This is a genomic window from Paractinoplanes polyasparticus (assembly GCF_019710575.1).
Classification (GTDB): domain Bacteria; phylum Actinomycetota; class Actinomycetes; order Mycobacteriales; family Micromonosporaceae; genus Actinoplanes; species Actinoplanes polyasparticus.
Window position 1 is genome coordinate 22,135 of sequence record NZ_JAHWFK010000051.1, and the last position, 23,643, is coordinate 45,777.

Annotated in this window: 22 protein-coding genes and 1 pseudogene; 14 read left to right on the plus strand and 9 right to left on the minus strand. The window is 68.8% G+C overall.

What is annotated here, in order from left to right; genetic code table 11:
- Positions 1 to 123: 123 nt before the first annotated feature.
- Together KXC43_RS53680 and KXC43_RS40265 are read right to left on the minus strand one after the other, a co-directional pair.
- Positions 124 to 279, minus strand: a complete 156-nt coding sequence (locus KXC43_RS53680; RefSeq protein ID WP_221381515.1) for a DUF72 domain-containing protein — start codon at positions 277 to 279, stop codon at positions 124 to 126.
- 186 nt (positions 280 to 465) lie between these two features.
- Positions 466 to 3,963 carry a S8 family peptidase gene (locus KXC43_RS40265; RefSeq protein WP_255645664.1) on the minus strand — a complete coding sequence of 1,166 codons (3,498 nt, stop codon included), beginning with the start codon at positions 3,961 to 3,963 and terminating at the stop codon, positions 466 to 468.
- 573 nt (positions 3,964 to 4,536) lie between these two features.
- Between KXC43_RS40265 and KXC43_RS40270 the strand changes: the two genes are divergently transcribed.
- Positions 4,537 to 5,337, plus strand: a complete 801-nt coding sequence (locus KXC43_RS40270) for an SDR family oxidoreductase (RefSeq protein ID WP_221381517.1) — start codon at positions 4,537 to 4,539, stop codon at positions 5,335 to 5,337.
- 26 nt (positions 5,338 to 5,363) lie between these two features.
- Here KXC43_RS40270 and KXC43_RS40275 read toward each other — a convergent pair whose 3' ends face one another.
- Positions 5,364 to 6,185, minus strand: a complete 822-nt coding sequence (locus tag KXC43_RS40275; RefSeq protein ID WP_221381518.1) for a methyltransferase domain-containing protein — start codon at positions 6,183 to 6,185, stop codon at positions 5,364 to 5,366.
- A 301-nt stretch (positions 6,186 to 6,486) separates the two neighbouring features.
- Here KXC43_RS40275 and KXC43_RS40280 point away from each other — a divergent pair, with 301 nt between their 5' ends.
- The 3 genes from KXC43_RS40280 (at position 6,487) to KXC43_RS40290 (ending at position 8,903) form a co-directional block, all read left to right on the plus strand.
- Positions 6,487 to 7,329: an alpha/beta fold hydrolase gene (locus KXC43_RS40280; RefSeq protein ID WP_255645677.1), complete on the plus strand. Its 843-nt coding sequence runs from the start codon at positions 6,487 to 6,489 to the stop codon at positions 7,327 to 7,329.
- A gap of 223 nt (positions 7,330 to 7,552) precedes the next feature.
- Positions 7,553 to 8,107, plus strand: a complete 555-nt coding sequence (locus tag KXC43_RS40285) for an NAD(P)-binding domain-containing protein (protein ID WP_221381520.1) — start codon at positions 7,553 to 7,555, stop codon at positions 8,105 to 8,107.
- Between the two features lie 31 nt (positions 8,108 to 8,138).
- Positions 8,139 to 8,903, plus strand: coding sequence for an SDR family NAD(P)-dependent oxidoreductase (locus KXC43_RS40290; protein ID WP_255645665.1), 765 nt, complete (start codon positions 8,139 to 8,141; stop codon positions 8,901 to 8,903).
- A gap of 135 nt (positions 8,904 to 9,038) precedes the next feature.
- Here KXC43_RS40290 and KXC43_RS53635 read toward each other — a convergent pair.
- Positions 9,039 to 9,608: pseudogene (locus tag KXC43_RS53635) on the minus strand (TetR/AcrR family transcriptional regulator); the annotation flags it as partial.
- Here KXC43_RS53635 and KXC43_RS40300 point away from each other — a divergent pair.
- From KXC43_RS40300 to KXC43_RS40320, 5 genes are all read left to right on the plus strand, one after another.
- A complete protein-coding gene (locus KXC43_RS40300) occupies positions 9,607 to 10,527 on the plus strand; it encodes an NmrA/HSCARG family protein (RefSeq protein ID WP_221381521.1) in 921 nt (306 codons plus the stop codon). The pseudogene KXC43_RS53635 and the gene KXC43_RS40300 overlap by 2 nt on opposite strands.
- 197 nt (positions 10,528 to 10,724) lie before the next feature.
- Entirely contained in the window at positions 10,725 to 12,401 is a 1,677-nt protein-coding gene (locus KXC43_RS40305) for an alpha/beta hydrolase (protein ID WP_221381522.1), read from the plus strand.
- Positions 12,402 to 12,832: 431 nt separating this feature from the next.
- On the plus strand, positions 12,833 to 13,006 hold the full coding sequence (locus KXC43_RS40310) for a hypothetical protein (RefSeq protein ID WP_221381523.1): 174 nt from the start codon (positions 12,833 to 12,835) through the stop codon (positions 13,004 to 13,006).
- A 60-nt stretch (positions 13,007 to 13,066) separates the two neighbouring features.
- Positions 13,067 to 13,639, plus strand: coding sequence for an RNA polymerase sigma factor (locus KXC43_RS40315; RefSeq protein WP_221381524.1), 573 nt, complete (start codon positions 13,067 to 13,069; stop codon positions 13,637 to 13,639).
- Positions 13,636 to 14,781, plus strand: coding sequence for a hypothetical protein (locus tag KXC43_RS40320; RefSeq protein WP_221381525.1), 1,146 nt, complete (start codon positions 13,636 to 13,638; stop codon positions 14,779 to 14,781). Before KXC43_RS40315 ends, KXC43_RS40320 begins: the two co-directional genes overlap by 4 nt.
- 233 nt (positions 14,782 to 15,014) lie before the next feature.
- On the opposite strand, the gene KXC43_RS40325 is transcribed toward KXC43_RS40320, so the two are convergent.
- Positions 15,015 to 15,617, minus strand: coding sequence for a TetR/AcrR family transcriptional regulator (locus tag KXC43_RS40325; protein WP_221381526.1), 603 nt, complete (start codon positions 15,615 to 15,617; stop codon positions 15,015 to 15,017).
- Positions 15,618 to 15,917: 300 nt separating this feature from the next.
- Here KXC43_RS40325 and KXC43_RS40330 point away from each other — a divergent pair, with 300 nt between their 5' ends.
- Complete coding sequence (locus tag KXC43_RS40330; RefSeq protein WP_221381527.1) at positions 15,918 to 16,427, plus strand: FBP domain-containing protein; 510 nt, start codon at positions 15,918 to 15,920, stop codon at positions 16,425 to 16,427.
- A gap of 30 nt (positions 16,428 to 16,457) precedes the next feature.
- Here the strand turns inward: KXC43_RS40330 and KXC43_RS40335 are convergent, their stop codons facing one another.
- Positions 16,458 to 16,907 (minus strand): CGNR zinc finger domain-containing protein, encoded by a 450-nt coding sequence (locus KXC43_RS40335; RefSeq protein ID WP_221381528.1) that lies wholly within the window; start codon positions 16,905 to 16,907, stop codon positions 16,458 to 16,460.
- A gap of 82 nt (positions 16,908 to 16,989) precedes the next feature.
- Here KXC43_RS40335 and KXC43_RS40340 point away from each other — a divergent pair, with 82 nt between their 5' ends.
- On the plus strand, positions 16,990 to 17,862 hold the full coding sequence (locus KXC43_RS40340) for an alpha/beta fold hydrolase (protein ID WP_221381529.1): 873 nt from the start codon (positions 16,990 to 16,992) through the stop codon (positions 17,860 to 17,862).
- A gap of 15 nt (positions 17,863 to 17,877) precedes the next feature.
- On the opposite strand, the gene KXC43_RS40345 is transcribed toward KXC43_RS40340, so the two are convergent.
- The gene (locus KXC43_RS40345; protein WP_221381530.1) at positions 17,878 to 18,540 is read right to left on the minus strand and encodes a GntR family transcriptional regulator; all 663 of its coding nucleotides are present in this window, start codon (positions 18,538 to 18,540) and stop codon (positions 17,878 to 17,880) included.
- A 46-nt stretch (positions 18,541 to 18,586) separates the two neighbouring features.
- Here KXC43_RS40345 and KXC43_RS40350 point away from each other — a divergent pair, with 46 nt between their 5' ends.
- From KXC43_RS40350 to KXC43_RS40360, 3 genes are read left to right on the plus strand one after another with little or no spacing between them, the layout of a single operon-like run.
- A complete protein-coding gene (locus KXC43_RS40350; protein ID WP_221381531.1) occupies positions 18,587 to 19,009 on the plus strand; it encodes a VOC family protein in 423 nt (140 codons plus the stop codon).
- Complete coding sequence (locus tag KXC43_RS40355) at positions 19,006 to 19,764, plus strand: SDR family NAD(P)-dependent oxidoreductase (RefSeq protein WP_221381532.1); 759 nt, start codon at positions 19,006 to 19,008, stop codon at positions 19,762 to 19,764. Before KXC43_RS40350 ends, KXC43_RS40355 begins: the two co-directional genes overlap by 4 nt.
- A 14-nt stretch (positions 19,765 to 19,778) precedes the next feature.
- Complete coding sequence (locus tag KXC43_RS40360; protein WP_221381533.1) at positions 19,779 to 20,480, plus strand: glutamine amidotransferase; 702 nt, start codon at positions 19,779 to 19,781, stop codon at positions 20,478 to 20,480.
- 194 nt (positions 20,481 to 20,674) lie between these two features.
- On the opposite strand, the gene gcvPB is transcribed toward KXC43_RS40360, so the two are convergent.
- Positions 20,675 to 22,222 carry an aminomethyl-transferring glycine dehydrogenase subunit GcvPB gene (gene gcvPB / locus KXC43_RS40365; protein ID WP_221381534.1) on the minus strand — a complete coding sequence of 516 codons (1,548 nt, stop codon included), beginning with the start codon at positions 22,220 to 22,222 and terminating at the stop codon, positions 20,675 to 20,677.
- Positions 22,219 to 23,622 (minus strand): aminomethyl-transferring glycine dehydrogenase subunit GcvPA, encoded by a 1,404-nt coding sequence (gene gcvPA, locus KXC43_RS40370; protein WP_221381535.1) that lies wholly within the window; start codon positions 23,620 to 23,622, stop codon positions 22,219 to 22,221. The genes gcvPB and gcvPA overlap by 4 nt, the downstream gene beginning before the upstream one ends.
- Positions 23,623 to 23,643 lie beyond the last annotated feature (21 nt).

The window sequence follows — 23,643 nt, forward strand, 5'->3', positions numbered from 1 at the left end:
GGCGCACTCGAGCGTGGTGTCCCAGGCGCGCGCGACGATGGGCGTCCACCGGAAACCGCCGACCTCGGCGCGTTCCTCGGCGCTCAGCGATGTGCGCAGCCGCCGGTACGTGGAGCTTTCGCCTCATGGCGTGATCAACTGCCACGCCTTGACGGTGAACTCGAACGCCGGGGGAACGCCGGCCCGCCATCGCCGTAGCGTCGCCTCGCGGGGCGGCTCGTAGAACGTCTGCTGTGTCTCCAGCACCCGGAAGCGTTGCGCGTAGGACGTCAGCGCCATGCCGGCTCCGCACAGGCCTACCTTCACTGGCGTCATGCGTGGTGCATACCCTCCCGTTCCCGAGGGAATCGCCGACCGGGCAGCGGCCGCCGGCAGGCAGCCGCTTCCTCCCAGCTGACGCCAGATTGCAGGCATCGCCATTGAGGCCGGGGATGGGGCCGCGTCGCGGTCCCACCCCCGGAGGAATCACTTCAAGCCGAAGGCGCGGGTGATGCGTTGTTCGACGGTGTTGCCCCGACTGTCCGAGGCGGTCGTGCGCAGCGTGACGAACGCTGCTTCGTGCGGAGCGTCGAGCTTGGCCCGCCAGGCGTATCCCTGCTGCCGCAGGCCGGTGTGCTGCCAGGTCTTGCCGTCGTCGTAAGAGACGTCGACCGTGACCTTTCGGATGGTTCCGGCGCCCACGACCCCCGGCAGGGTCGACGGAGTCACGTCCAGATCGGCGTGCCGGTCGGCCTTCCCGGCCGGGTCGGTCCTGACCGCGTAGTCGAGCTGGATCAGCGCCGGCTTCTCGTCCTGGCCGGACTTGACCGGACCCGATGTGAAGCCCCACTCGGTGTGCGTGCTCGTCGAGTACGGTCCGGCAACCTCGCCGCGGCTGTTCTCCGACACCAACCGGTAAGGCAGGCGTTCCGGGGCGAGGGTGAGATAGAGCCCGCCGTTGTCGTCATCGCTGCGGGCGATCAGGTCCTTGCCCTGATATAGCTGCAGCGACTGTTGAGCCGTACCCCACGCCATGGCACCCATGTGTGCGGCGCCGGAGTCGCCCCAGCCGGGAACGGACGCCTGGAACGCGTCACCGCTGTGCCGGACGACCGTGTCCGAGATGCTGGCCAGGCGCGGCCGCTGCACCGGGCTGAACCACGTCTCCGCGGCCTTGTCTCCGGCGCGATAGGTCTTCCATTCCGACTGTTGGCTGATCACGTTGGGGATCAGGACCTGGGTGGACCAGGGGATTCCCGCGGTGACCCATTCGGTTCGCTCGCCCTGTGCCGGGGCCGGCGCCGGCGTGAGCGACGTCATGGTGTTGCCGGCGCCGCGACTGCCGCGCGCTTGCAGGACGCGGTCCGAACGCCAGTTGCGGTAGGACGCCGTGATGCGAGCCAGGTTGGACTTGTCCGTCCGGTAGGTCAGGTCGGCCGGCAGACCACCATGGTAGTCGCGCTGCAGGTCGTAGACGTACTTCGCGGCCGGGTTCGACGTCACGTCGAGCTTGACCCGCCGTTCCCGCTGGATCCGGCTGATCAGCTGGTTCCCCTGGTCGTGAGAGAGCGTGACCACGGTGACCGGCGGCGGGTCGACGGGCCCCCATTCCGAGGTCGTCCACGGGGCGAGCCGGCCGACTCCGTCGTTGACGACCACCAGCATGCGGGCGCCTGCGGCGGCCGCGGCCGCCGCCTCGTCCTCGATCTTCTTCGCGGTGTCGTGTCGCACCACGAGGGCTTTGCCGCGGGCGTCGCGGTCACCGGCGAGGACGGCGTCGACGTGCGACGAGCCGGCCGGCAGGGGTTGAGCGGCGTGCTGCGCCCGCAGGTCGTCGTAGCCGGTGATCTCCAAGGCGGGCTGGGTGAGACGCCAGCGGGTGCCGAACGCGAAGCCGTCCGTCTCGGTGTTTCCGGTGGGCAGGGCCCAGACACTGTCGTAGGAGGCGTCCGGTGCCGCCCCGACGAACCAGTTGCTACCGCCGCTGATCCGGCTCTGTTGGCTGAAACTGAAGCTCGCCTCGGTCACCTCGGCGCGTTCGGGGGTGCTGGTCCGGACACGCCTGGCCTTGGCGGCGTCGAACACCACGGCCCGGTCCCGGTCAAGCTTGAGCCCGTTCGCCGGCATGAGGACGGCGCCCTTCGAGTAGGGGCCGTGCACCCCTTCGACGTCACCGCGGAACCATGCGGCGTACGTGTCAACCGGCAGACGCAGGGTCGCGGCGCCGGTGGCGTCGACGCTGACGTACTCGTAGGTGCCGTTGGCCCCCATCACCGTGAGGGTTCCGGCCAAGGGCTTTCCGCTGCGGTCCTTGGTCGTCACGACGAGCTTGTGCCGCTCGGTCTCCTGCCCGACCGACAGGGTCGTACGCATGGTCACCGAGCCCGCGGTCGCGGTCAGGAAGCCGGAGAACGCCTGGTCGAAAGGCATTCCGTCGAACGAGACGGTCACCTTCACCTCAGCGTTGCCGTGCGCCGGAACGGTGAGCTGCGGCTGCGAGAGCGTCAACTGCCCGGCCGGGAGACCGTTGAAGGAGGCCGACAGATCGAGCGTCACCGGGTCGTCGCCGAGGTTGGTGTAGCGAACCGGCCGTGTGACCGGGGCGTTCACCGCCGGTGAGGTCCACTCGGCATAGCCGAAGTTGACGCTGCCGGAGCCGAAGAGGGTTGCCTTCGCCGCCGCGGCGACGTCGAGACGGCCGGTGCCACCCGCGTACGCGGTCATTCCCGGCAGTTGCTTGGTGGTGCTCGTCAGCAGCTCCTTGAGCTGCTCTCCATTCAGTTCGGGGTGCTTGGCGGCCAGCAGCGCGGCGGCGCCGGCGACGTGCGGTGTCGCCATCGAGGTGCCGCTCATGACGAGGTAGGAGCCCTCGCCCTCCTGTGCGTACTGGGAGCGGGCGGCCAGGATCTCGGTGCCGGGGGCGGTGAGGTCGGGCTTGACCGCCCGGTCGCCGAGGCGCGGGCCCATGCTCGAGAAGCCGGCGAGCGCGTCAGTGTTGTTGACCGCGCCGACGCTCAGGGCGGCGTCCGCGGCAGCGGGCGTGCCGATCCCGTACTCGCGTCCCTGGTTGCCGGCCGCGATGACGAAGAGCGCCCCGGTCTCGGCGCTGAGCTCGTTGACCGCGATGCTCATCGGGTCGGTGCCGTCGGTCGGACTGTCACCCAGGCTCAGGTTGATGATCTTGGCGTGCTGATCGCGCGCCGCCCACTCCATCCCCTCGATGATCCCGGAATTCTCGCCGTAGTTGTTGTCGCCGAGCACCTTGCCGATGTGCAGGCGGACGCCGGGCGCGACGCCCTTCTCGACACCGCCGGACGCGGCGCCCGAACCCGCGATGGTCGAGGCGACGTGCGTGCCGTGGCCCAGCCGGTCGAGGATCGGGAACTCGGGAACGAAGTTCTTCGTGGCGACGATCCGATCGGCCAGGTCGGGATGATCCGGGTCGATGCCGCTGTCGAGCACCGCGACGTCGACCCCGGCGCCGATGTTGCCGCCGGCCCACACCTGCGGCGCGCCGATCTGAGCGGTGCTCTCGGCGAGGGCACCCTGCGACTTGCCGTCCAGCCAGATCTTCGTGATGCCGCCGCCGAGGGCGGGCGCGGCGCCGGCGACGCGCTTCCGGCTGGTAGAGGTGATCGAGGTCCAGAAGTCGTCCGACCGCTCGGCCTTGAGCGCGGCGCCCTGGATGCTCTCGAGGTCGAGCACCTTCTCGGCGCTGTCCAGCGACGCGGAGGCCTTGGCCCGAGCGGACTTGTCGGCGTAGCGGACGATCAGCGGGAGCCGGTCGCTGTGCGCGTCGTCGTAGCCGTCCTCGACGAGCTCGGTCAGGTTGAACAGCTGCTTGTCGAGCAGACCGGCCGAGACGTACGGCAGGGCCGGGTCGGGATAGACGAAAGTGTCCTTGCCCTTGCGCTGTGCGAGAAAGCCGACGGGCCGGCCCTGCTCATCACGCACCTGAGGGCTGGTAGCTCCGTCGGCGGTCATGGTGACGGTCACTTTCTCACCGGTGAGGAGAGTGACCGTTGCCGTCGGTCCGGCGCCGGGTGAGGCGACCGTCGAGGCGGCGGCCGGAGCTGCCGGGGCTAGAGCGAGCGGGACCACGCACACGGCGATGAGTCCTGCCCCGCGTAAACGCGACAATGGCACCAGGGGCCTCGCAAAGGTATCGATGGGAGCGATCCCAAGCAATATGAAGATCATCGATTACGTTCGCGCAACAGCTTCATTACGGCCGAAGCCCCACTACGGCCCGCGACGATGACCGACGGCGGGTGGACGGACACCCGGCAGCGTTGAGCACGCTGCCGCACGAGCGGGGCAGAGACGGCGGACGCACCGGCAGCCGACCGCCCTCCGGCTACGTGGCTCGACAGGGCCACCATGACGGCCGCGAAGGCGGCGCCGGACACCTCACCCACTCCGAATACCGAAACCTGCCCGCAAGTCGTTGAGACCACCTCAGTCTCGAGGAATCCCGCTGGTGAACCAAAGCTGCGTGTCGTACGTCGTAGAGCGGACGGACGTCGGAAAACACGATCCAGTGCAGAAAGCTCAGGCATGAGATACCTCGTTACAGGAACCTCCAGCGGCATCGGCCGAGTGACGGCTTTGCGGCTCGCCGAACGTGGACACCACGTCCTGGCCGGAGTACGCGACACGGCGCACGCTCCACAACACCCGCTGATCCGGCCGATCATCATCGATGTCACAGACCCCGAGCAGGTCGCTGCGGCGGCGCGGGGTATCGATGAGCTTCACGGGCTGGTCAACAACGCCGGGGTGACCTTCGCCGGACCCATCGAAGAATTTCCTCTCGACCGGTTGCGAGAGCAGTTCGAAATTAACGTTGTCGGGCTGGTAGCAGTGACGCAGGCATTCCTGCCCGCAATCAGGGCGAACCGTGGCCGTGTAGTCATGGTGAGTTCGACCAGCGGCCGCGTCGTCTTTCCTATGCTGGGGGCGTTCAGCGCTTCCAAGTACGCCGTGGAAGCAGTCTCCGACGCGCTGCGCCGGGAACTCCGGCCGTGGAACGTGCCGGTAGTCGTCATCGTGCCGGGCAGCTTCAAGTCCCGTAACCGGCACAAGACCGAGCAGGTGGCGACAGCTGACCGTTCGAACGCGGCACAGAGCCTGTACGGCGACGCCATGGATGCCTTCCTCAGGTTCAGCAGAAAAGTGGAGGAGGGGGCCGGCGACCCTGGCAAAGTAGCGGCCGTCATCGAGCGCGCACTCACCGCAGGAAATCCTCGGCGACGTTATGTGGTGGGCATCGATTCACGCGCGGCCATCGCCATGGGAAAATTTCTGCCGACCCGGACTTCAGACGCGCTTCTTGGCAAAATCGCGGGAATCAAATGACGCCACGTAGCGGTGACCGCCGTTGATCAAGCCTGGCCGGGCCCGGGCTTCGTGCCGGTGACGACCCAGATCGTGAGCACCGCGAGCAGCGTGCCGTCGGTGACGGCTCGGTCCACCTCCGCCAGCCACGGCTCAGCTGTCTCGCCCAATTTCAAGAGGGGGCCTTGCAGTACGGCGCGATCCAGGACGGACATCAGGGCGGCAGCCTCGGCGTAGTCGGTCATCGCGACGGTGACCGGCTCGGCCCGGACGTCGGCGAGGCCCGTGGTGACCAGTCGGCGGCGCAGAGTGCGGCCGGTTGACGTCGCGGTCGGCAACGTCGGAGCGAGCATGCGGTACGCCTCGCTCAGCTGTGGCGTCCCGTCGAACAGCATGGATTCCCAGTCGGTGTCGATCAGACACAGCCGACCGCCGGGGCGCAACACCCGTACCATCTCGGCGATGGCGGCGTCGGGATCCGTGACGTGCTGGAGCACGCGCTCGCACCGGGCTCCGTCGAAGTAATCGTCCGGGTACGGCAATGCCAGCGCGTCGCCCTGCTCGTATCGCACCGTCGCGGTGTCGGCGCGCTCGCGGGCGAAGTCCACGGCGGCCCGCGAGCTGTCGACGCCGACCACCTCGCCCGTCGGGCCGACCAGTGCTGCAAGCTCGCGCACCACTTCACCGGTGCCCGAGCCCACGTCCAGCAGCCGGGCCGGATCGTGGAGGTCCCATGCCTCCTGCGCCCTTCGGCGGACTCGGCGGATCGCCGGCAAGCGGGCGGTCACTTCCAGGTGCTGCAACAGGAAGCGCCGATTGTCGGCGGTCTGTTCGTCCAGAGCGGTGAAGGGAGTTCGTACGTTGTCCACTGTCTACCTCGGTGCGATGTCGTCCGAGCCTCGAGCTGAGCTCGTGGCTCGAGGTCGAAGGGCTTCCGGGACCATCAGAAACTGTGTGCTGGCAACACAGTCAATGCCGGGAGCCGGACTTCAACATCCCGCTCGCGTACTCCGCTTCGTGCTTGACTCGGTAGCGGGTACATAGTTTCGGCTTGCCGAGAAGGCAGAGGAGTTCGAACTGTGCCCAGACCGACGCCGGAATGCTCGGTCTGAGCCGACGGAACTCGGGTGTTGTGTTGATCATGAAATCAGGGTGGGCCGCTTGCGACCGATGATTCTCGTCCACGGGGCGTGGCACGGCAGTTGGTGCTGGACACCAGTCACGCCCCACCTGGCCGCCCGAGGCATACCATCGATCGCGGTGGACCTCGCCGGGCACGGTCTGAACGGCCGGCCGCCGGCCGGCCGCTCCGCGCGGCCCTTCGATCCGGCCGTGCTGGCCACCGAACTCTCGCCGGTTGCCGGCGTGAGCGTACGCGATGCGGCCGAGGCACTCGTCGACCGGATCCGGCTGGCCGGGAACGGAGAGCCCGGTGTCGTCGTCGCGCACAGCCTGGGGGGCGTGATCGCGACAGCCGCCGCCGAGCTCGCCCCCGAGCTGTTCGCGCACCTCGTCTATCTCAGCGCGTACGTCCCCGTCGCCGCGTCCGTCGGCGAGCTCGCCGCGAGCTACCACACCTTCGACCGGGTGCTGGTCGCTGACCCGGCGATGGTGGGCGCGTTGCGTCTCGACCCGGCGAACCCTGCCCTCCGAGATGAGATCTTGGAGTTGTTCTACGGCGACGTCGCCGCGTCGGAGGCCGAGGCGGCCATCGCCTTGCTCAGCAACGACGCGCCCGCGCAGTTCGCCGCAGAGAAGGTGCCGGTGACCCGGGACCGCTTCGGTGCGGTCCCGCACTCGTACGTCGTCTGCACCAAGGACAATGCCATCCCGGAGGCCCTGCAGCGCCGCATGGTCCGCGACATCGACGCCGTTTCCGTCACGGCGACGGCGGTGGTCACGCTGGACAGCTCTCACTCCGCCTTCCTGTCCCGCCCGGCGGAGCTGGCCGCGGTCCTGGCGGAGGCCGATCGGCAGCCGACCGCCGTCACCGCGCACACGTCCTGCATCTGATAGCGAGACACCTCGACGGCGGGGTTGCCGGCTGGGGTGAGAGCCACCTGTACCGGTTCGACCCAAGAGTGTGAGCACCGTGTGACTGTGACGGCGCTCGCACAGTCACACATCAGCGGCGTTCAGAGCTTGACCATGTTCCTACAACAGGCTGTCAGATCACCCCAGTACGGGTGACGGTTCCGCTCACAACAGGCGCCGCACCGGCTCACAAGGGGGAAACATGAACATCACGGTGATCGGACGAGGCACTCTCGGGGGCGGACTGGCCGACCGGTGGGAGCGCAGCGAGCATTACGTGACCCGGCTCGGGCGTGGCGGTGGTGACGCCGGCGCTTCAGAGGTGGTGCTGCTCGCCGTGCCCGGGGACGCTGTGGAGGCGGCTCTGGCATCGGTCGTCGGGCTCAAAGGCAAGACGGTGCTTGACGCCACGAACCTCTATGGCGACACCAGGCCCCCGGCCGGGTTCGCCTCGAACGCCGAGTACGTCAGGTCGGTGACCGGCGGGCCGACGGCCAAGGCGTTCAATGCCAACTTCGCGTCGTTGTTCGACCGGGTCCTCGATGCCCGGGTCTGGCCGAGCAACCTGTGGTCCGGCGACGATGAAGCGAAGGACGTGGTCGAGCGACTCAGTCACGAGGCGGGCTACGAAGCGGTCCGTCTGGGCCAGCTGACCGCGGCCTCGACCCAGGAGAGTCTGGCCGGTGTCCTGTTCGGGATCGCCCAGTCCGGGCTGGGCGAGTTCGTCTACCGGATGGCGCCGCCCGAGAAGCTCTGAGCTGCGGTCGCTGAGTAGGAGGATGATGGCGATGGCACACGACGAGCGGGTATCCGTGGCGTTGGTGACGGGCGTCGGTAGCCCCGAGGGCATCGGCTTTGCGATCGCGACGGAGCTTGTGGGGGCGGGCTTGCGCGTGGCGATCACCGCGACCACCAGCCGGGTGCACGAACGCGCAGCGGAACTCGGCGCCGGCACGGTCGGATTCGTCGCCGATCTGCGCGAGCGGGATCAAGCGCGCCGGCTGATCGACGACGTCCACGCGGCGGTGGGGGAGCTGGACGTCCTGGTCAACAACGCCGGCATGGTGCAGACAGGGTACGCCGGCGAGTCCGCCGTGCTTGGCGAGCTCGACCCGGACGGGTTCGACCGTCAGCTCGCCATCACACTGACCACCTGCTTCAACGTCACCCGCCTGGTCATGCCCGGGATGATCGGGCGCGGCCACGGTCGGGTCGTGAACATCTCCTCGGTCACGGGCCCGTTCGTCAGTGTGCCCGGCCAGTCCGCGTACGCCGCGGCGAAGGCCGGCATGGACGGTCTCACCCGGACGTGGGCGCTGGAGGCAGGCCCGTACGGGGTTACCGTCAACAGCGTCGCCCCGGGCTGGATCGCGACCGCGTCCAGCCCGCCGGCGGAACTGCGGGCCGGCGCCGCGACGCCGGTCGGTCGGCCCGGAAGGCCCGACGAGGTGGCGGCGGCGGTCGCTTTTCTGGTCTCGCCGAAGGCCGGCTACATCACCGGCCAGGTGCTGGTCGTGGACGGCGGTAATCGGCTGGACGAGCGCCGTGCTTGACTCCTGACGTGATCGGGCGCGCCGTTGAGGGGGACTAACCCGGGGAAGGCAGCCGGACGGCTGGGGAAGGGGCCGACGGACCGGGTCGGTCTGAAAAGACTGCAGCATGAGCGCTGCGAAACGGCGCGAGGCGGCTACGCGCTGCTGCGGAGTGTCGGCGCGGATTCCCTCGTTGGCCATGAGCGCGAGAGTGATGTCCTCGAGCTCGAAGTCTTTACGTAGGGAACCGGCCTCCTTGGCCCGCCGCACCAGGCTCAGCAGCTCGCGCACCGTCTGATCGCGCTCGGCCGCCAGCTCGGCCGGTGCGGACAGCGCCGAGGTGAAGGCCCGGGCGAATCCCCGGTCGAGCGCGTGCAGGGCCATCAGCTGCTCGACGACTTGGCGGAGACCGGCCCAAGGGTCGTCGACGGCCTGACCCTGCCGGACGATCGCAGCGCAGGATGCTGCCCGCTCCGCGAAGGCCTCATCGAGCAATGCCTTCTTGGTCGGGAAATGCCGGTAGATGGTGGCGGCTCCGACCTCGGCGCGGCGGGCGATCTCCCGAATCGGGACATCCAGCCCCTCGGCTGCGAAAGCGCCGCGCGCGACGGCGAGGATGCGCTCACGGTTGTCGCGGGCGTCCGAGCGCATCGCCTCTCTCACTTGCTCCGTCATCGTTCTCAGTTTAGCTAAACGGACGGGGTGCTTCGTTACGGTTCCCGGCATGAGCGATACCGACAAGACGATCGTCGTCCTGGGCGCCACCGGCCAACAGGGCGGCGCCGTGTCCGCGGCACTGCGGGCTCAAGGCCGGACGGTACGCGCTGTGGTCCGGAATCCGGTCGGGGACCGGGCGCAGGCTCTCGCCGCCATGGGAGTCGACATCGTACGAGGCGACCTGCGCGATCCGCAGTCGCTGCGTGCCGCGTTCTCCGGCGCCCACGGCGTCTTCAGCGTCCAGCCCAGTTCGGGTCAGGCCGGCGCCGACCTGACCGACGAGGACGAGATCCGTTTCGCGACCAGCGTCGCCGAGGCCGCCGAGCAGAGCGGAGTCGCCCACTTCGTCTACACCTCGACGGTCGCCGCGGGCGCCACCCTCACCGGCGTTCCGCACTTCGATACCAAGATCCGGATCGAGGCTCATCTGCGCGGTCTGGGTCTTCCCGCAACCGTCGTCCGCCCGGCCAGTTTCATGGACACCTTGGTCCTGCCCGGGATGGGCTTGGACCAGGGACAGCTGTCGTTCCTTATGCGTCCTGGCCAGAGCATGCAGTTCATCGCGGTTCACGACATCGGCCGGATCGTCGCCGCGATCTTCGCCGACCCGGACCGCTACCTCGGCCTGACCTTGGAGATCGCCGGCGACCAGCTGACCGGCAACGACCTGGCCGGCCATCTGACCCGGGCAGTGGGCAAGCCGATCAGCTACAGCCGTTTCCCGGCAACACTGCTGGCACAGTCGAGGGCTCTCGCCGACTCGGTCATGCTTGTCGACTCCGGCCGCCTGGCGGGGCAGGCCGACCAGGAAACGCTACGCGCCCAGTTCCCGTTCCTGCTGACCTTTGAGCAGTGGCTGGCCGGTCCCGGGGCAGCCCTGCTCCGGCAGGGCCTCCATTTCACCGGTGTAGGGGTCGGCCTGCGCTGACCCTCAGGAACGACCGGCCACCAGTGGCCGGCCGTTCGGGGACGTTGGCCCAGCGGCAGAAAGGGTGTTCGACGTCGATGCCACCCTGGTACTGGAACGGAGTCGAATGCTGCCGCTCGGCTTGACTGTGTCGTGGGAACACCATTTCTGATGCCGGAAGACTTCACGGTGTTGAATCCTTCCGACAGGAGATCGCGATGTCCCGTGTCCTTCCCCGCATCCTGGCGGCCCTGGTGACCGTCGGCGCCGGCCTCGTCGCCGCGCCGGCGGCCCACTCCGACACCTCCCCTGTCCAGAGCAGTGTGGACGCGCTGGTCTCCCGGGACCGGTTCGTCGGTGTGCCGGCGTCGTCGCTTCCGGCCGAGGCCACGACGCGGACCACTGGATCAGTGGTGTCCAAGCTGCAGTGGGGTACCTGTCCCACCGATGCGCCGGCTCCACAGCAGTGCGCAACGCTGCAGGTGCCGCTCGACTACCGCCACCCCCACGGCCGGGCGATCTCGGTGGAGGTGTCGCGCATCCCGGCAGCCGACCCAGCGAAGCGCAAAGGCGTCCTGATGCTCAACGGCGGGGGCCCCAGCGCCAACCTCGACGTGCCGACCGCATTCGGCACCCTGTTGCCCGCCGAGGTGCGTGACAGCTATGACCTGGTGGCCTTCGACCCGCGCGGTATCGGCTACAGCACGCCGATGAGCTGCGGCCGCGGTGCCGAAGAGCTGATCCGTGACTTACAGCTGTCACTTCTTTCGTTCCCCGCCGCCGACGGCTCGATCGGCACGAACGTGTCGTTCGCGAGGCGGATGGCCAAGCAGTGCGCCGCGAACTCCGGTGACCTGCTCAAACACATCACCACCGCGAACGTCGCCCGCGACATGGACCAGATCCGCCGGGCCCTTGGTGAGCGCACGGTTTCCTACTACGGCCTCTCCTGGGGTACGTACCTCGGCTCGCTCTATCGGGCGCTGTTCCCGCGCACCGTCGACCGGATGGTGATCGACAGCTCGGTCGATCCGAATGTCCGCGGCTACGCCGATTTCCAGACTTTCAGCGGCGCGATGGAGGACCGCTGGCCCGACCTCGCCGCCTTCGGCGTCGCCAACGCCGGCTCCGTACGTCTTGGCAACACCGTACGAGAGGTGCGGAAGAACTATCTGGCGCTGATGGCCCGGCTCGACCGCCACCCAGTCATGCTGGCGGAGACCCGAGCTCCAATCAACGGCAACTTCGTCCGGCTGTTCACGTGGCTGCTGTCATACAGCGACGCCGCCCTCATCGCCACCGAGGAAGCGCCAATCCCGCAGATGGCTCAGCTCTGGGGCGCTGCCGGTGCTGTCGCCGCGGGACACGCCACCGCCGCCGATCGTGCGTTCCTGGCCGGCCTGGCCAACGGTCTGGTCGCCAGCGGCACGCTGCCGAATGTCCCGCAGGACAACCTCCTCTCGGTCGGGTGGGCGTACAGCTGCGGCGACAAGGCCTGGCCCCGCAAGGTCGGGACGTACGCCCGCAACGTCGCGGCCGACCGGGCCACGTTCCCGCTGACCGCCGGTGCTCCCGCGAACGTCGCGCCCTGCTCGGCGTGGGCCGTGCAGCCGGCCGGACCGGAGCCGACGGTCGAGCCGATCGGCCGGCGTAACGTGCTGATTCTGCAGAACGAACGGGACCCGTCCACCCCGCTGGGCGGGGCCTACGGCATGCGCCGGGCGATGGGCTCGGATGCCGTTCTGGTCACCGTCGACGCCGGCGGCCATGGCGTGCTGATCCATCCGAAGCCGAACGCCTGCGCGATCGGCGCCCTCACTTCCTATCTCACCACCGGAGCTTTGCCCGCCACCGACAAGGCCTGCGCGAAAGCCCTGTCATCCGGCCGGGCCTGAGATTCGGGCCGGGCCGGGCCGCCCGTCGTCCGGCGGCCCGGCCCGGCGCCGCGCTCATCCTCGGATGAGCTGTACCGGGATGAGCAGTGCCCGATCGGTCTTTGCCTGACTGCTCTCGACGAGCGAGCACAGACTCGAGACATGGCAGACCTGCTCGACACCGGGAACATCCTGGAGCGGCCAGGGCCAGGCTGACGAACGCCCAGTCTTGGTAGCGGTGGCGTTTCGCACCGTCGCCGGCGGACAGCCGTTGCCACGCCCGGTCCGGCGCGCCTGCGGCGATCTGATCAGCGCGGTGAACACCGAGGCCGGTCGGTGCTCCGTGCGAGCAGGCAACCGCTAGGACGTAGCCGAACCGATGCCGTCGCAGCGCCGTGCCCAGAGCTCATTGCCGGATCGGTCGCACCTCTTTCGCGTACGAGCAGACGGCATTGCTCGATGGCGAATTCGTGGTGTCCGGCGGGGCCACCGTGGTGCTGCGCGCAGCCGGCGGGCCCCTCGACCTTCCGGCGGAGCTGATCGCCGAACTCGGCGAGCTGCGGTCCGCCGAGACCGGGCCGGAGCCCGCGAACGAGGGCAGTGGATCTTGGCGTGTTGAAGTCTGAACGCTTTGCGAGCCGATTGGCAAGTAACAGGTTGGAAGCGCGAAATTGCCGAGGAGGGCCATGGCTTCGGATGCGGATTTGATTGGCCGGTCGCTGGACGGCGATGTCGACGCCTTCGTGGAGGTGGTCGAGCGTCATGAGGTCGCCGTCGGTTCGTACCTCGCTCGGCGGGTGGGGCGTGATGCGGCCGAGGACCTGTTGGGCGAGGTCTGGGTGGCGGCGTTCGAGTCGCGGCGGTCGTACGACCGGTCGTACGACGGCGCGCGGCCGTGGCTGTACGGGGTGGCGATGAACCGGTTGCGCCGCTACTTGCGGTCCCGGCCGGCCGAGGACCTGGTCGCGGACGTGCCGGACCTGGCTTCTGGAGAGGATCCGTGGTCAGCGGTGGACCTCGGGATGGACGCCCGGACAGCGCTGCGTTCGGCCTTGATGCGGCTCAAACCGCAGGAGCGGGAGGTCCTGCGGCTCGTCGCCTGGGAGGACCTGACCGCGGCCGACGCCGCCCGGGCGCTCGGCATACCGGCCGGCACCGCGCGTCGGCTGCTGAGCCAGGCCAGAACGGCTCTGCGCGAGGCGCCCGGAGTGTCCGCGCTTCTGAAGGATCGCAACAGCGCGAAGGAGAGACACCGATGACCGACGAGCTCGATCTGGTCGGTGAGTTGGGCAGCGCAGAACCACTGCGTCCGGAGGCGTATCAGCGGGCGCGGGCGGTGCTGCGGGCGGCGATGGCCGACCCCGGAACCGTGCGGTTACTGCGCGACATATCAGCGGAGGAAACGACAATGGAGACGACTTCAACCATGGAAACGACGACAGACACGCGGGACCAGGAAAGCAGCCCGGCGATTCGGCGCCGCCGAGGGCTCGGTATCGCGGGCCGGCTCGGCATCGGCGCCGGGGTCGGGGTTGCCGCCGCGGCGGCGGTGGTCGCTGTGGTGCTCCACTCGTCGGCGTCCGGGGACGTGGTGGCCGGTAAGGACACGTCGGCAGCCGTCTCGAATCCGGCTAGCGCCGACGGGTCCGCGGACCGTGCGCCGCTGATGGTTCTGGCCGGGTCCATCAAGACGGCCACCCCCTCGTCGGGCGACGCGTGGCTGGTCAAAGCGACCCAGGTCAACGGCACCAAGACCATGCAGGTCGTCTACACGCTGTACACCGACAGTCGGGCCATCTATTCGGGCAACAGCGTGCAGGACGTCAAGCGGGCGATCACCCGTCACCAGGACCAGATGAGGGCCAGTGGCTACGCTCCACTGCTCAAGGCGGCCGTCGCAGCGGCGGACAGCAGCCCGGCCGACGGCCGGACTCAGATGCTGAAGGCGGCTGGGGACCAGCTGGTCGGCCTGGACCCCGCGGCGCAGAAGGCGGAGTGGGACAAGGAGCAGGCGGCCGCCCAGGTGATCATCAAGCAGAAGGGTGGCAACGCCAAGCCGACGCCGTACAGCCCGAAGGCTGTCCAGCGGCACTTCGACAACGCCCTGTGGACGTACAGCACCGAAGCGCTGTCCGCCGGCGACGGCAACACGCAGGTCCGGGCCGGTGTGCTGCGTCTGCTGTCGACCATCGCCGCGGTCGGCGTCGAGAACTCGACCACCGACGGCAAGGCCACGCTGACGATCACCGCCGGCCCCGAGGTATTCGGCGGCGAGGGCGGCGAGGTGCTGACCATCGACGCCAAGACCGGCATGCTGGTCAAGAGCGTATCCACCGTGCCGGGGATTCCCCAGGCCACTACTACCTATCAGTCCTCCCGGGTGACGACAGCCGACCTCTAGACCGCAACCCACGCCCAGTAGCAACACCCGCAAATGGGCGTGACGCCTCCGGCGATCGCTGACGGTGCGGGCCGCCTACCCGGCGGCCCGAACCGTCGCTTCGTGGCCGCCGCGTCTTGAGCGCCGAGGTACGGCATGTCATCGAGCCGGTCCTCGATATGGCCGGCGCCGACGACGGCCCGGCCGCAAGCACTGTGATGTCGCCGTGTGCTCGGACACGCCGGCCACGAAGGTCATTTCTTGTTGCGTGCGTCCAACATCTGCCTGATCTGCGCGGCATCCGGGCCTGGACCAGCGCTCGGAAACGGAGACACGCGTAGTCCGGCGAGATGGATGTCGAGGAAACGTTCCCAGGCGTCGGGGGCGACGGAGCCGCTCACGGCGACGACACCGCGCACTCCCCAGATCAGGATCTGCAGGTCGCCCTTCGTGGTCCTGTCGTTGATCATGTGATGCGTCTTCGCCTGGGTCAGGAGTTGATCGAACAGGCTGTCGAGTCGCTCGCCCACGCCCGGGCCTCGGCCACTGATGAACCTGTCGGAATAGCCGAGGTGTTCGATCAGCGATCGGCTGAGCCGTCGCAGGAATTCCTCCAGGCCTGTCCCGTCGCCTCGCGCGAGGGCATCCTGCGCTGCCGTGATGAGGCCCTCGTACAGCGTATTCACCAGCTGGTCGAGCAGGAGATCCTTGGTCGGGAAATGGCGGTACACGGTGCCGACGCCGACGCCCGCACGGCTGGCGACAGCTTCCATCCCCACATCAGTTCCCAGTTCGGAGAACACCTCATGGGCACTCCTCAGGATCAGCTCCTGGTTCCGGGCCTTGTCTCGGCGCACGAGAACTCCTCTCCCGGCGCGTCGGGAACGCCTGTTCCGCCGGCACGCATTGCCAGTTCACCCTGTTCAGCCGGCGGCGTGATCGGAGCTTTCCGTTGCGTGGCGGGGGTTTCAGGGATGAGAAGCGCGCCCACGGCAGCTACCGCTAGTACGACCGCCTTCGTGGCGAAGCCGAGTGTATAGCCGACACCGTCCGGCAGGCCGTTCGGCATCAGGACGGTTGATGCGGCGCCAACTGTACACGAAACGGAAGCAGACGTCCGTTTCCGTTTCGGCCGTTCTGCGGGTACCGTCGCTCGCATGGAACCGCTCGACGAGAAAGAGATCCGGAGCTCCTTCGTCAATTGCAGCAAGGGCGAGGCCGGTCGCATCAAGCTGCCCCCGGGCTTCACCGATGGGTCTGTGCCATGGGCCGACCTCGACTTCCTCGGCTGGCCCGACCCCGCAGCGCCGCAGCGAGCCGCCTTGGTCGCGCCGGGACCCGACGGTCCGGTCGGTCTGGTCCTCCGGCGATCCGCGGCGAGCAAGGGGCACGGACTGCGGTCGAGCATGTGCCGTATCTGCCAGACCGAGCACGCCTCCTCGGGTGTGACACTTTTCGCGGCACCACTGGCCGGCGCCTCGGGCCGACGAGGCAACACGGTCGGCGAGTACGTGTGCTCGGACCTGGCCTGCTCGCTTTATCTGCGCGGTAAGCGCCAGCCCCGCGGACGCCTGGTTCAGCCTGAGGAGACGCTTACGCTTGATCAGCGTGTCGCCAGGGCCATGACCAGGCTCACCGCTTTCACCGACCGGGTAGCGGCCGGCTGAGGCCCGAGCGGTCACCCGCCGCATGAAGACCTAAGTGGACTCGGCCGGGCTCTCGGAGCGGGTGCGCTGGTAATGCCGCCGTGCCTTGAGCTTGTTGCCGCAGGTCGCCATCGAGCACCAGCGGGCGTTGTTCGATTTGCTGCGGTCCAACAGGAACAGGGCGCATTCGTGGTTGGCGCAGGCGCGCAGCCGGCCGGGCCGGCTGCGTTCCAGCTCGTCCCAGGCCACGATCGCCCGGATCAGCCGGTCCTGGGGGGCGTGGATCGTCCAGGTCAGCCGCCCCTCCTCGGAGATCGACGGATGTGAGGTCACCCCGGCCAGTAGTGGGGTCAATGCCGACGGTGGGAGATCGCCGCGGACGACTGCCTGCAGGATGTCGCGCCCGGCGCGGAGTTCGGCGTCCGGCTCCAGGGTCTCGGTGCGGACGCCGTCCACCACGGGGGTGCTGTTGAGCAGCGCGAGGAGCAGCTCCTCATCCATATAACCTCCAAAGCTCGCTTGACAGGTTACAGGATGACAGTCATTCTTGTAACCGGCTAAATAACTCAAGGAGGTTAGGTCGATGACTCATCACCGCTACGCGACCGTCGACGGACACCGGATCTTCTACCGTGAGGCGGGCGACCCGGCAAACCCCGCCATCGTGCTGCTGCACGGCTATCCGACCAGCTCGAACATGTTCCGCGAGCTCATCCCGCGGCTGGCCGCCCGTTACCACGTGATCGCGCCTGACCACCTCGGCTTCGGCCTCTCCGACGCCCCGCCGGTGACCGCGTTCGACTACACCTTCGACGCGCTCGCGACGATCACCGAGGGCCTGGTGCGCCAGCTGGGCGTCGAGCGCTACGCGATCTACGTCCAGGACTACGGCGCGCCGATCGGGTGGCGGCTCGCTCTGCGCGACCCGGGCGCCATCACGGCGATCATCACCCAGAACGGCAACGCGTACGAGGAAGGCTTCGTCCCCGAGTTCTGGGACGGCCTGTGGGAGTACGGCCGCAACCGCAACGCCGAGACCGAAGCGACGATGCGGCAGGCGCTGAGCCTCGACGCTATCCGCTGGCAGTATCTGACCGGCGAGCCTGACGAGAGCCTGGTCGACCCCACCGTCTGGGGACACGACCACGCGCTGGTGTCCCGGCCCGGGAACGACGCCGTGCAGCTGGATCTGTTCGCCGACTACCCGACGAACAGGTCGCTCTATCCGCGGCTGCACGAGTACTTCCGCGAGCACCGGCCGCCGCTGCTCGCGGTCTGGGGTGACGGTGACGAGATCTTCGGCCCGGCTGGTGCGAAGGCCTTCGCCGGTGACCTGCCGGACGCGCGGATCCACCTGCTGACCGGCGGTCACTTCCTGCTCGAGTCCCGGGTCGAGGACGTCGCGAACCTCATGCTCGACTTCCTGGACGAGGTCAACGCTCAGCGACGCCACTGATGGGCTCCGCCGAGGTCAGGCCGGCAGGTCGGCCAGCAGGGCTCGACGGGCGGCGTGCACGTGCTCCTCGGCCACAGCGGCCAGGGTCTCCTGATCGCCCTCGCGAATCAGCTCCGCGAGCTCGCGGTGCTCGGTGATGACGCGGTCGCGGTAGTGGGCGGCGCCGACCGTGACCCGGCGCAGCTGGAACAGGTGGACCTGGGAGCGCAACGCACGCCATGCCTCGTGCAGGCGCGTGTTGCCCGCCGCTGCGTACACGGCCTCGTGAAAGGCCATGTCGAGGGCGACCAGCTGGGCGCCGGTGACCCCGGCGGCCACGGCTGCCGCCATCTCGGTGACCAGTGCGTCCAGGCCCGCGAGCTGCTGGGACGTGGCGGCGTGGTGGGCGGTGGTGGCGGCCAGCCGGTCGAGGGCGGCGCGCAGCGTGTACACCTCGCCCACGTCGGCCGCGGTCACGTCGACGACGCGCGTGCCGCGGTGCCAGATCGTACGGATCAACCCCTCGTGCTCCAGCCGGGTCAGGCCCTCGCGAACCGAGCCGCGGCTGACCCCTAGCGAGGCGGCCAGCTCCACCTCGCGCAGGGTGGCGCCGGGCGGGAAATGACCCTCGAAGATGGCGTCGCGGATCCGGTCGGCGGCCTCGTCGGCGAGGCCGCGGCGCAACACAGGGCTGGTCATGTCTGAATGTTGACATTCGAACATCAGGCGGCGCAAGCTCTTGGGCATGCCTGAACGCCCCGCTGTCCATCTCGCCGTTCCCGTCGACGACCTGCCCGCTGCCCGTGCCTTTTACGGCGGCGTGCTCGGCCTGGCCGAGGGCCGGTCCAGCGACCACTGGGTCGACTGGAGCCTGCACGGCCACCAGCTGGTCACGCACGTGATCCCGGGCACGGTTCGCCCGGCCGGGGAGAGCGAGGTCGACTCCCACGAGGTGCCGATCCCGCACTTCGGCCTGCTGCTGAGCACGCCCGAGTTCCATGCCCTCGCCGACCGGCTGCGCGCAGCGGGCACGGCCTTCCTGATCGAGCCCTACCTGCGCTTCCCTGGCGCGCCCGGCGAGCAGTGGACGATGTTCTTCCGCGACCCGGCCGGCAACGCGCTGGAGTTCAAGGCGTTCCGGGACGAGTCGCAGGTGTTCGCCCGATGAGGCGCGTCCTGGTCACCGGCGCCTCGCGGGGCATCGGCCGGGCGATCGCGACGGCGTTCGCGGCGCACGGCGACCGGGTGGCGGTCCACTACGCGTCGGCCCGGGCCGACGCCGAGCAGACGCTGAGCGTCCTGACGGGCACCGGTCACGTCCTGGTGGGCGGAGACCTCGGCGACCCGGTCGCGGCCCGGCAGGTGGTCGAGTCGGCGGTACGAGACCTCGGCGGCATCGACGTCCTGGTGAACAACGCGGCCGTCGCCCCCGGTGCGGACAACCGGCATCCGATCGCCACCACCCCGTACGAGCAATGGCACTCCACCTGGCGCCGCATGCTCGAGGTCGACCTGCTCGGTGCGGCCGACGTGACCCACGGCGTCGTCACGCACCTGATCGAGCGGGGGGCGCCCGGCAGCATCGTCAACGTCGGCTCCCGCGGGGCCTACCGGGGTGAGCCCGACTATCCGGCCTACGGCGCCGCGAAGGCCGCCCTGCACGCGTTCGGCCAGTCGATGGCGGTCGCCCTGGCGCCGTACGACATCGCCGTCACCTCGGTCGCGCCCGGCTTCATCAGCACGGACCGCCAACAGGCCAAACTCGACGGCCCCGACGGCGCGGAGGTGATGAGCCAGAGCCCGTTCGGCCGGGTCGGCACTCCCGAAGAGGTTGCCGCGGCCGTGCTGCACCTCAGCTCGCCCGAGGCGCGCTGGTCCTCCGGGGCCGTCCTCGACCTCAACGGCGCCTCCTACCTCCGCTGACGAAGGAAATTCTCATGTCCCGCACCGTCCTGGCCGTCCGTCACCTAGCCTTCGAAGACCTGGGGTTGCTCGCACCGGTGCTGCACGAGCGCGGCCACACCGTCCGGTATGTCGACGCGGGCATCGACCCCCTCACCACCGCCGGCCTTCTCGACGCCGACCTGCTCGTCATCCTCGGTGGACCGATCGGCGCCAACGACGACGACCGCTACCCGTTCGTGGCCGACGAGATCAACGCCTTGCGGGTACGTCTGAACGCGCGCCGGCCCACCCTCGGCATCTGCCTCGGCGCCCAGCTCATGGCCCGCGCCCTCGACACCAAGGTGCACCCCACCGGCCATACCGAGATCGGCTACGCCCCGCTCGACCTGACCGCCGAGGCAGCCGGCACCCCGTTGCGGCACCTGGCCGGAGTGCCGGTGCTGCACTGGCACAACGACGGCTTCGACCTGCCCGCGGGGACCACCGGCCTCGCCTCGACCGCGACCACCCCCCATCAGGCCTTCGCCGACGGCGCACACCTCCTGGGTCTCCAGTTCCACCTGGAGACCCCGCAGCACGACCTCGAACGCTGGCTGATCGGCCATGCCGAAGCGCTCTCCGCCGCCGGGATCGACCCCCGCACCCTGCGGGACCAGGCCGCCCGCCACGGCCCCGCCCTGACCGAGGCCGCCCGCCGCACGCTGACCGAGTGGCTCAGCAAGGCCGGCTTCTGACCGCCGTTCAGGTGCTCGGACGACGAGGACGCCGCCCCGAGACTCGCCTGCCCGGGGCGCTCCGTGCGGTCTTCCCCACCCGCTCCGCCCGGAAGGTGGAGGCCACCTTCCGGGCGCAGATTCCGCTGGGCGGCACTCACCGGTGGTAGAGGTCGTGTTCTCGCCTCAACCTGCGCCGCCCGCCGCCGTGACGACTAGCGACCCGTCTTTCGCTGGTAGGCACGCCAAGTCGTTGCCCTGGTCTTCGGGTCGTCGGTCGCGCCGGGCTTCAGGCGGTGAACCGCTTGTTTGTGCGGCGCCGTCTTGACGTGTTCCGGATTCGAGTAGGCCTCGTCGGAGACCTTCTTGACGACGGCGACCCAGGTGTCGAGCGCCTCCTTGCCCCACATCTCGCCGGCTTCCGGCGTGAACGGCTCGGGAAGCAGCCAGGGTTCGTGGCTGGTCCACGGCGGGTCGATGCCGAAGTCGGACATCCGGTTCTGGACGTCGTGGATGTCGACTCCGGTCTCCTCCTTGAGCGTCTGCAGGCTGTAGCGCGTCATCTCGAGACGCGGCAACTTGGCGTCGGGGTGTGACCGCGTCACCCCTCGGATGGCGACCAAGCCCTTCTCCATGTAGTTGTTGGCCAGAACGGAGAGGTCCGAGACCTGCGCCATCCCCTCGGCGCCCATCGCTCGCGACCAGGCGTAGGCCTTCACCACCACCGGTACGTTGCCCCAGAACTCGCGGATCTTGCCGATGCTCTGGGGCCGGTCGTAGTCGAGGTGGTACCGACTGCCGTCAAAGGCGACCAGCGGCGACGGGAGGAAGGGCGCGAGCTCGGCCGAGCAGCCGTAGGCGCCGACCGCCGGCCCGCCGACACCGCTCTTGGGTGCTCCGAACGTCTTGTGGAGCATGAACATGCAGGCGTCGAATCCGAGCTCGCGCGGCCGGAGCTTTCCGATGATGCCGTTGAAGTTCGCGCTGTCGTGGAAGGCGAGCCCGCCCGCCTCGTGGACGATGCGCACCCAATCCTTCATCTCCGGGTTGTAGACGCCCATGTCGTCGGGGTTGTTGACCATCAGGGCCGCCGTGCGGTTCGAGACCGCGGCCTTCAGCGCGTCCAGGGACGGATAGCCGTTCTCGTCGAGCGGAAGAGTGACGACCTTGAACCCCGCCATGGCCGCGGTCGCGGCGCTGGAGGGATGGGTCTGGATCGTGGTGATGATTTCGTCGCGCTGTTCCAGCTCGCCCCGGGCCGCGTGATAGCCGCGCGTCACGGCGCAGTTGACGTACGCCGCCTCGGCGCCGCCACCCGCCTGGAAGACGAACTGATCCATGCCCGAGACTTCGCGCAGGATCAGGTCCATGCCGTGGACGATTTCCAGCGTTCCTTGCAGGGTGTCCTCGTGCTGGAGCGGATGCACCTCGGTGATCTCCGGCCGCCAGGCGATCGCCTCGTTGACCGCCGGGTTGTACTTCATCGTGCAGGTGCCGAACAGGCTGATCCCCATCATGCCGAGTGTCTGCTGGGACAGACGCAGATAGTGATAGAGCACCTCCGGCTCGGAGAGCTCCGGCAGGGCGGGTCGATCGCGGCGGCGCACCGCATCCGGAATCAGGTTCTCGGCCGGACCGACGCCGGCCTCGATCTCGTCCTCCACTCGCGAGAACAGCACCCCGCGGCGGCCCGCAGCGCCCATCTGGTGGATGACCGGCTCGCGCCAGACCGGAGCTTGAAGTTCCTTCGGTTCGATGCTCATCGCGCGATCGCCTTCGTGAGGGCGCCGACCAGGCGCTCGATGTCGTTCCCGGTGTGGATCTCGGTGACGCAGTACAGAGCGCTCGCGCCCAGCTCGGGGAATTCCTGCGACAAGTCCTTGCCGCCGAAGATGCCTTGCTCCCGCAGGGATTCGTTGATCTCGCCGACTTCTCGTCCGGTGCCGTCGAAGTTGACGACGAACTCCTTGAAGAAACCGGAGGGGAAGGTGACGCGTACGCCTTCGATCTCGGCCAGCCGCCGCGCCGCGTGATGCGCCCGCTGCAGGATGACGCCGCCGATCTCCTCGAAACCCTTCGGGCCCATCAGCGCCATGTAGGTGGCTGCGGCGATCGCCCACATGTAGACCGAGTGACCGGTCCAGTCGTTGCCCTTGTCGCGCTTGCCGTAGGAGGACTGCTCGAACAGGCTCAAGCCGAAGCCGTACTCGCCGGGTTCGATCGTCTCGGCAATGCTGATGAGCAGCGACGGGTACTGGTGTGCGTAGCGATCGTCGTCGCGGGTCGCGATGAAGCCGCCGACCCCGCCGCCGGTGTTCAGATGGACGCCGAGGGGCTGGATCGTGCCGACGACGATGTCCGCGCCGTAACTGACGGGCGCGGCGAGCACGCCGAGCGAGAGGGGATCGACCCCGACGATCAGCTCCGCGCCCGCCGCGTGGGTGATCTCGGCGATGGCGGCGCCCTGATGCTCGATCACGCCGAGATAGGAGGGCGTCTCGAAATAGACGGCGGCCGTCTGGTCGCCGACCGCGGCGCGCAGGTCGTCCAAGTCCATCAAGCCGGTGGCCGGGTCGTAGCCGACGAGGCGGACGGCGATGTGGTTGGCCATCTCGACCGGCTCGCAGTAGTTGCGGATCACCGAGAGGCGCTCGGGGTCGATGGCCCGCACGACCGCGACCTCGTTGCGCCCCGTCAGGCGGGAAGCCATCCGTAGCGCCGACCCGGCCGCGCCGCCCCAACTGCGCACCGGCAGACCGACCATGTCCAGATCGACGAGCTCGGCCAGCTGGCTGCAGAATTCGAACCATGCCTGGTTGCGGCCGTGGTCGGAGCTGGGTTCGCCGAAGACCGAGGTGAGCCATTCGTTACGGCGGACCACCTCGTCGCAGGCGGCGGGCACGTGATGCTGCCAGCTGCCCGCGCCGAGGAAGTTGAGGTTCTGCTCGACGGTCCGGTTCTTCGCCAGGATGCCGATGAGATGCCGGGTGAGTTCGCTCTCGCTGAGCGCGGGCGGCAGGTCGATGGGACGGTTGGTGCGGTGGTCGGCCGGGATCTGGCTGAACAGCTCTTCGATGCTGTCGGCGCCGATCGCGTCGAGCATCTCCCGCTGAAGTTCGGGCACCGAGTTGGCCATGTACGGATGTGCCGTGCTTTCTCCCATGAAAGGTCTCCTTCGTCGGGA

Coding starts and splice junctions, on each gene's coding strand:
- KXC43_RS40320 (WP_221381525.1), top strand. CDS start 13,636: ATGACCGACGAGCTCGATCTGGTCGGTGAGTTGGGCAGCGCAGAACCA.
- KXC43_RS40300 (WP_221381521.1), top strand. CDS start 9,607: ATGAGCGATACCGACAAGACGATCGTCGTCCTGGGCGCCACCGGCCAA.
- KXC43_RS40340 (WP_221381529.1), top strand. CDS start 16,990: ATGACTCATCACCGCTACGCGACCGTCGACGGACACCGGATCTTCTAC.
- KXC43_RS40330 (WP_221381527.1), top strand. CDS start 15,918: ATGGAACCGCTCGACGAGAAAGAGATCCGGAGCTCCTTCGTCAATTGC.
- gcvPA (WP_221381535.1), bottom strand. CDS start 23,622: ATGGGAGAAAGCACGGCACATCCGTACATGGCCAACTCGGTGCCCGAA.
- KXC43_RS40360 (WP_221381533.1), top strand. CDS start 19,779: ATGTCCCGCACCGTCCTGGCCGTCCGTCACCTAGCCTTCGAAGACCTG.
- KXC43_RS40290 (WP_255645665.1), top strand. CDS start 8,139: ATGGCACACGACGAGCGGGTATCCGTGGCGTTGGTGACGGGCGTCGGT.
- KXC43_RS40305 (WP_221381522.1), top strand. CDS start 10,725: ATGTCCCGTGTCCTTCCCCGCATCCTGGCGGCCCTGGTGACCGTCGGC.
- KXC43_RS40345 (WP_221381530.1), bottom strand. CDS start 18,540: ATGACCAGCCCTGTGTTGCGCCGCGGCCTCGCCGACGAGGCCGCCGAC.
- KXC43_RS40315 (WP_221381524.1), top strand. CDS start 13,067: ATGGCTTCGGATGCGGATTTGATTGGCCGGTCGCTGGACGGCGATGTC.
- KXC43_RS40265 (WP_255645664.1), bottom strand. CDS start 3,963: ATGACCGCCGACGGAGCTACCAGCCCTCAGGTGCGTGATGAGCAGGGC.
- KXC43_RS40350 (WP_221381531.1), top strand. CDS start 18,587: ATGCCTGAACGCCCCGCTGTCCATCTCGCCGTTCCCGTCGACGACCTG.
- gcvPB (WP_221381534.1), bottom strand. CDS start 22,222: ATGAGCATCGAACCGAAGGAACTTCAAGCTCCGGTCTGGCGCGAGCCG.
- KXC43_RS40270 (WP_221381517.1), top strand. CDS start 4,537: ATGAGATACCTCGTTACAGGAACCTCCAGCGGCATCGGCCGAGTGACG.
- KXC43_RS40335 (WP_221381528.1), bottom strand. CDS start 16,907: ATGGATGAGGAGCTGCTCCTCGCGCTGCTCAACAGCACCCCCGTGGTG.
- KXC43_RS40355 (WP_221381532.1), top strand. CDS start 19,006: ATGAGGCGCGTCCTGGTCACCGGCGCCTCGCGGGGCATCGGCCGGGCG.
- KXC43_RS53680 (WP_221381515.1), bottom strand. CDS start 279: ATGGCGCTGACGTCCTACGCGCAACGCTTCCGGGTGCTGGAGACACAG.
- KXC43_RS40280 (WP_255645677.1), top strand. CDS start 6,487: ATGATTCTCGTCCACGGGGCGTGGCACGGCAGTTGGTGCTGGACACCA.
- KXC43_RS40285 (WP_221381520.1), top strand. CDS start 7,553: ATGAACATCACGGTGATCGGACGAGGCACTCTCGGGGGCGGACTGGCC.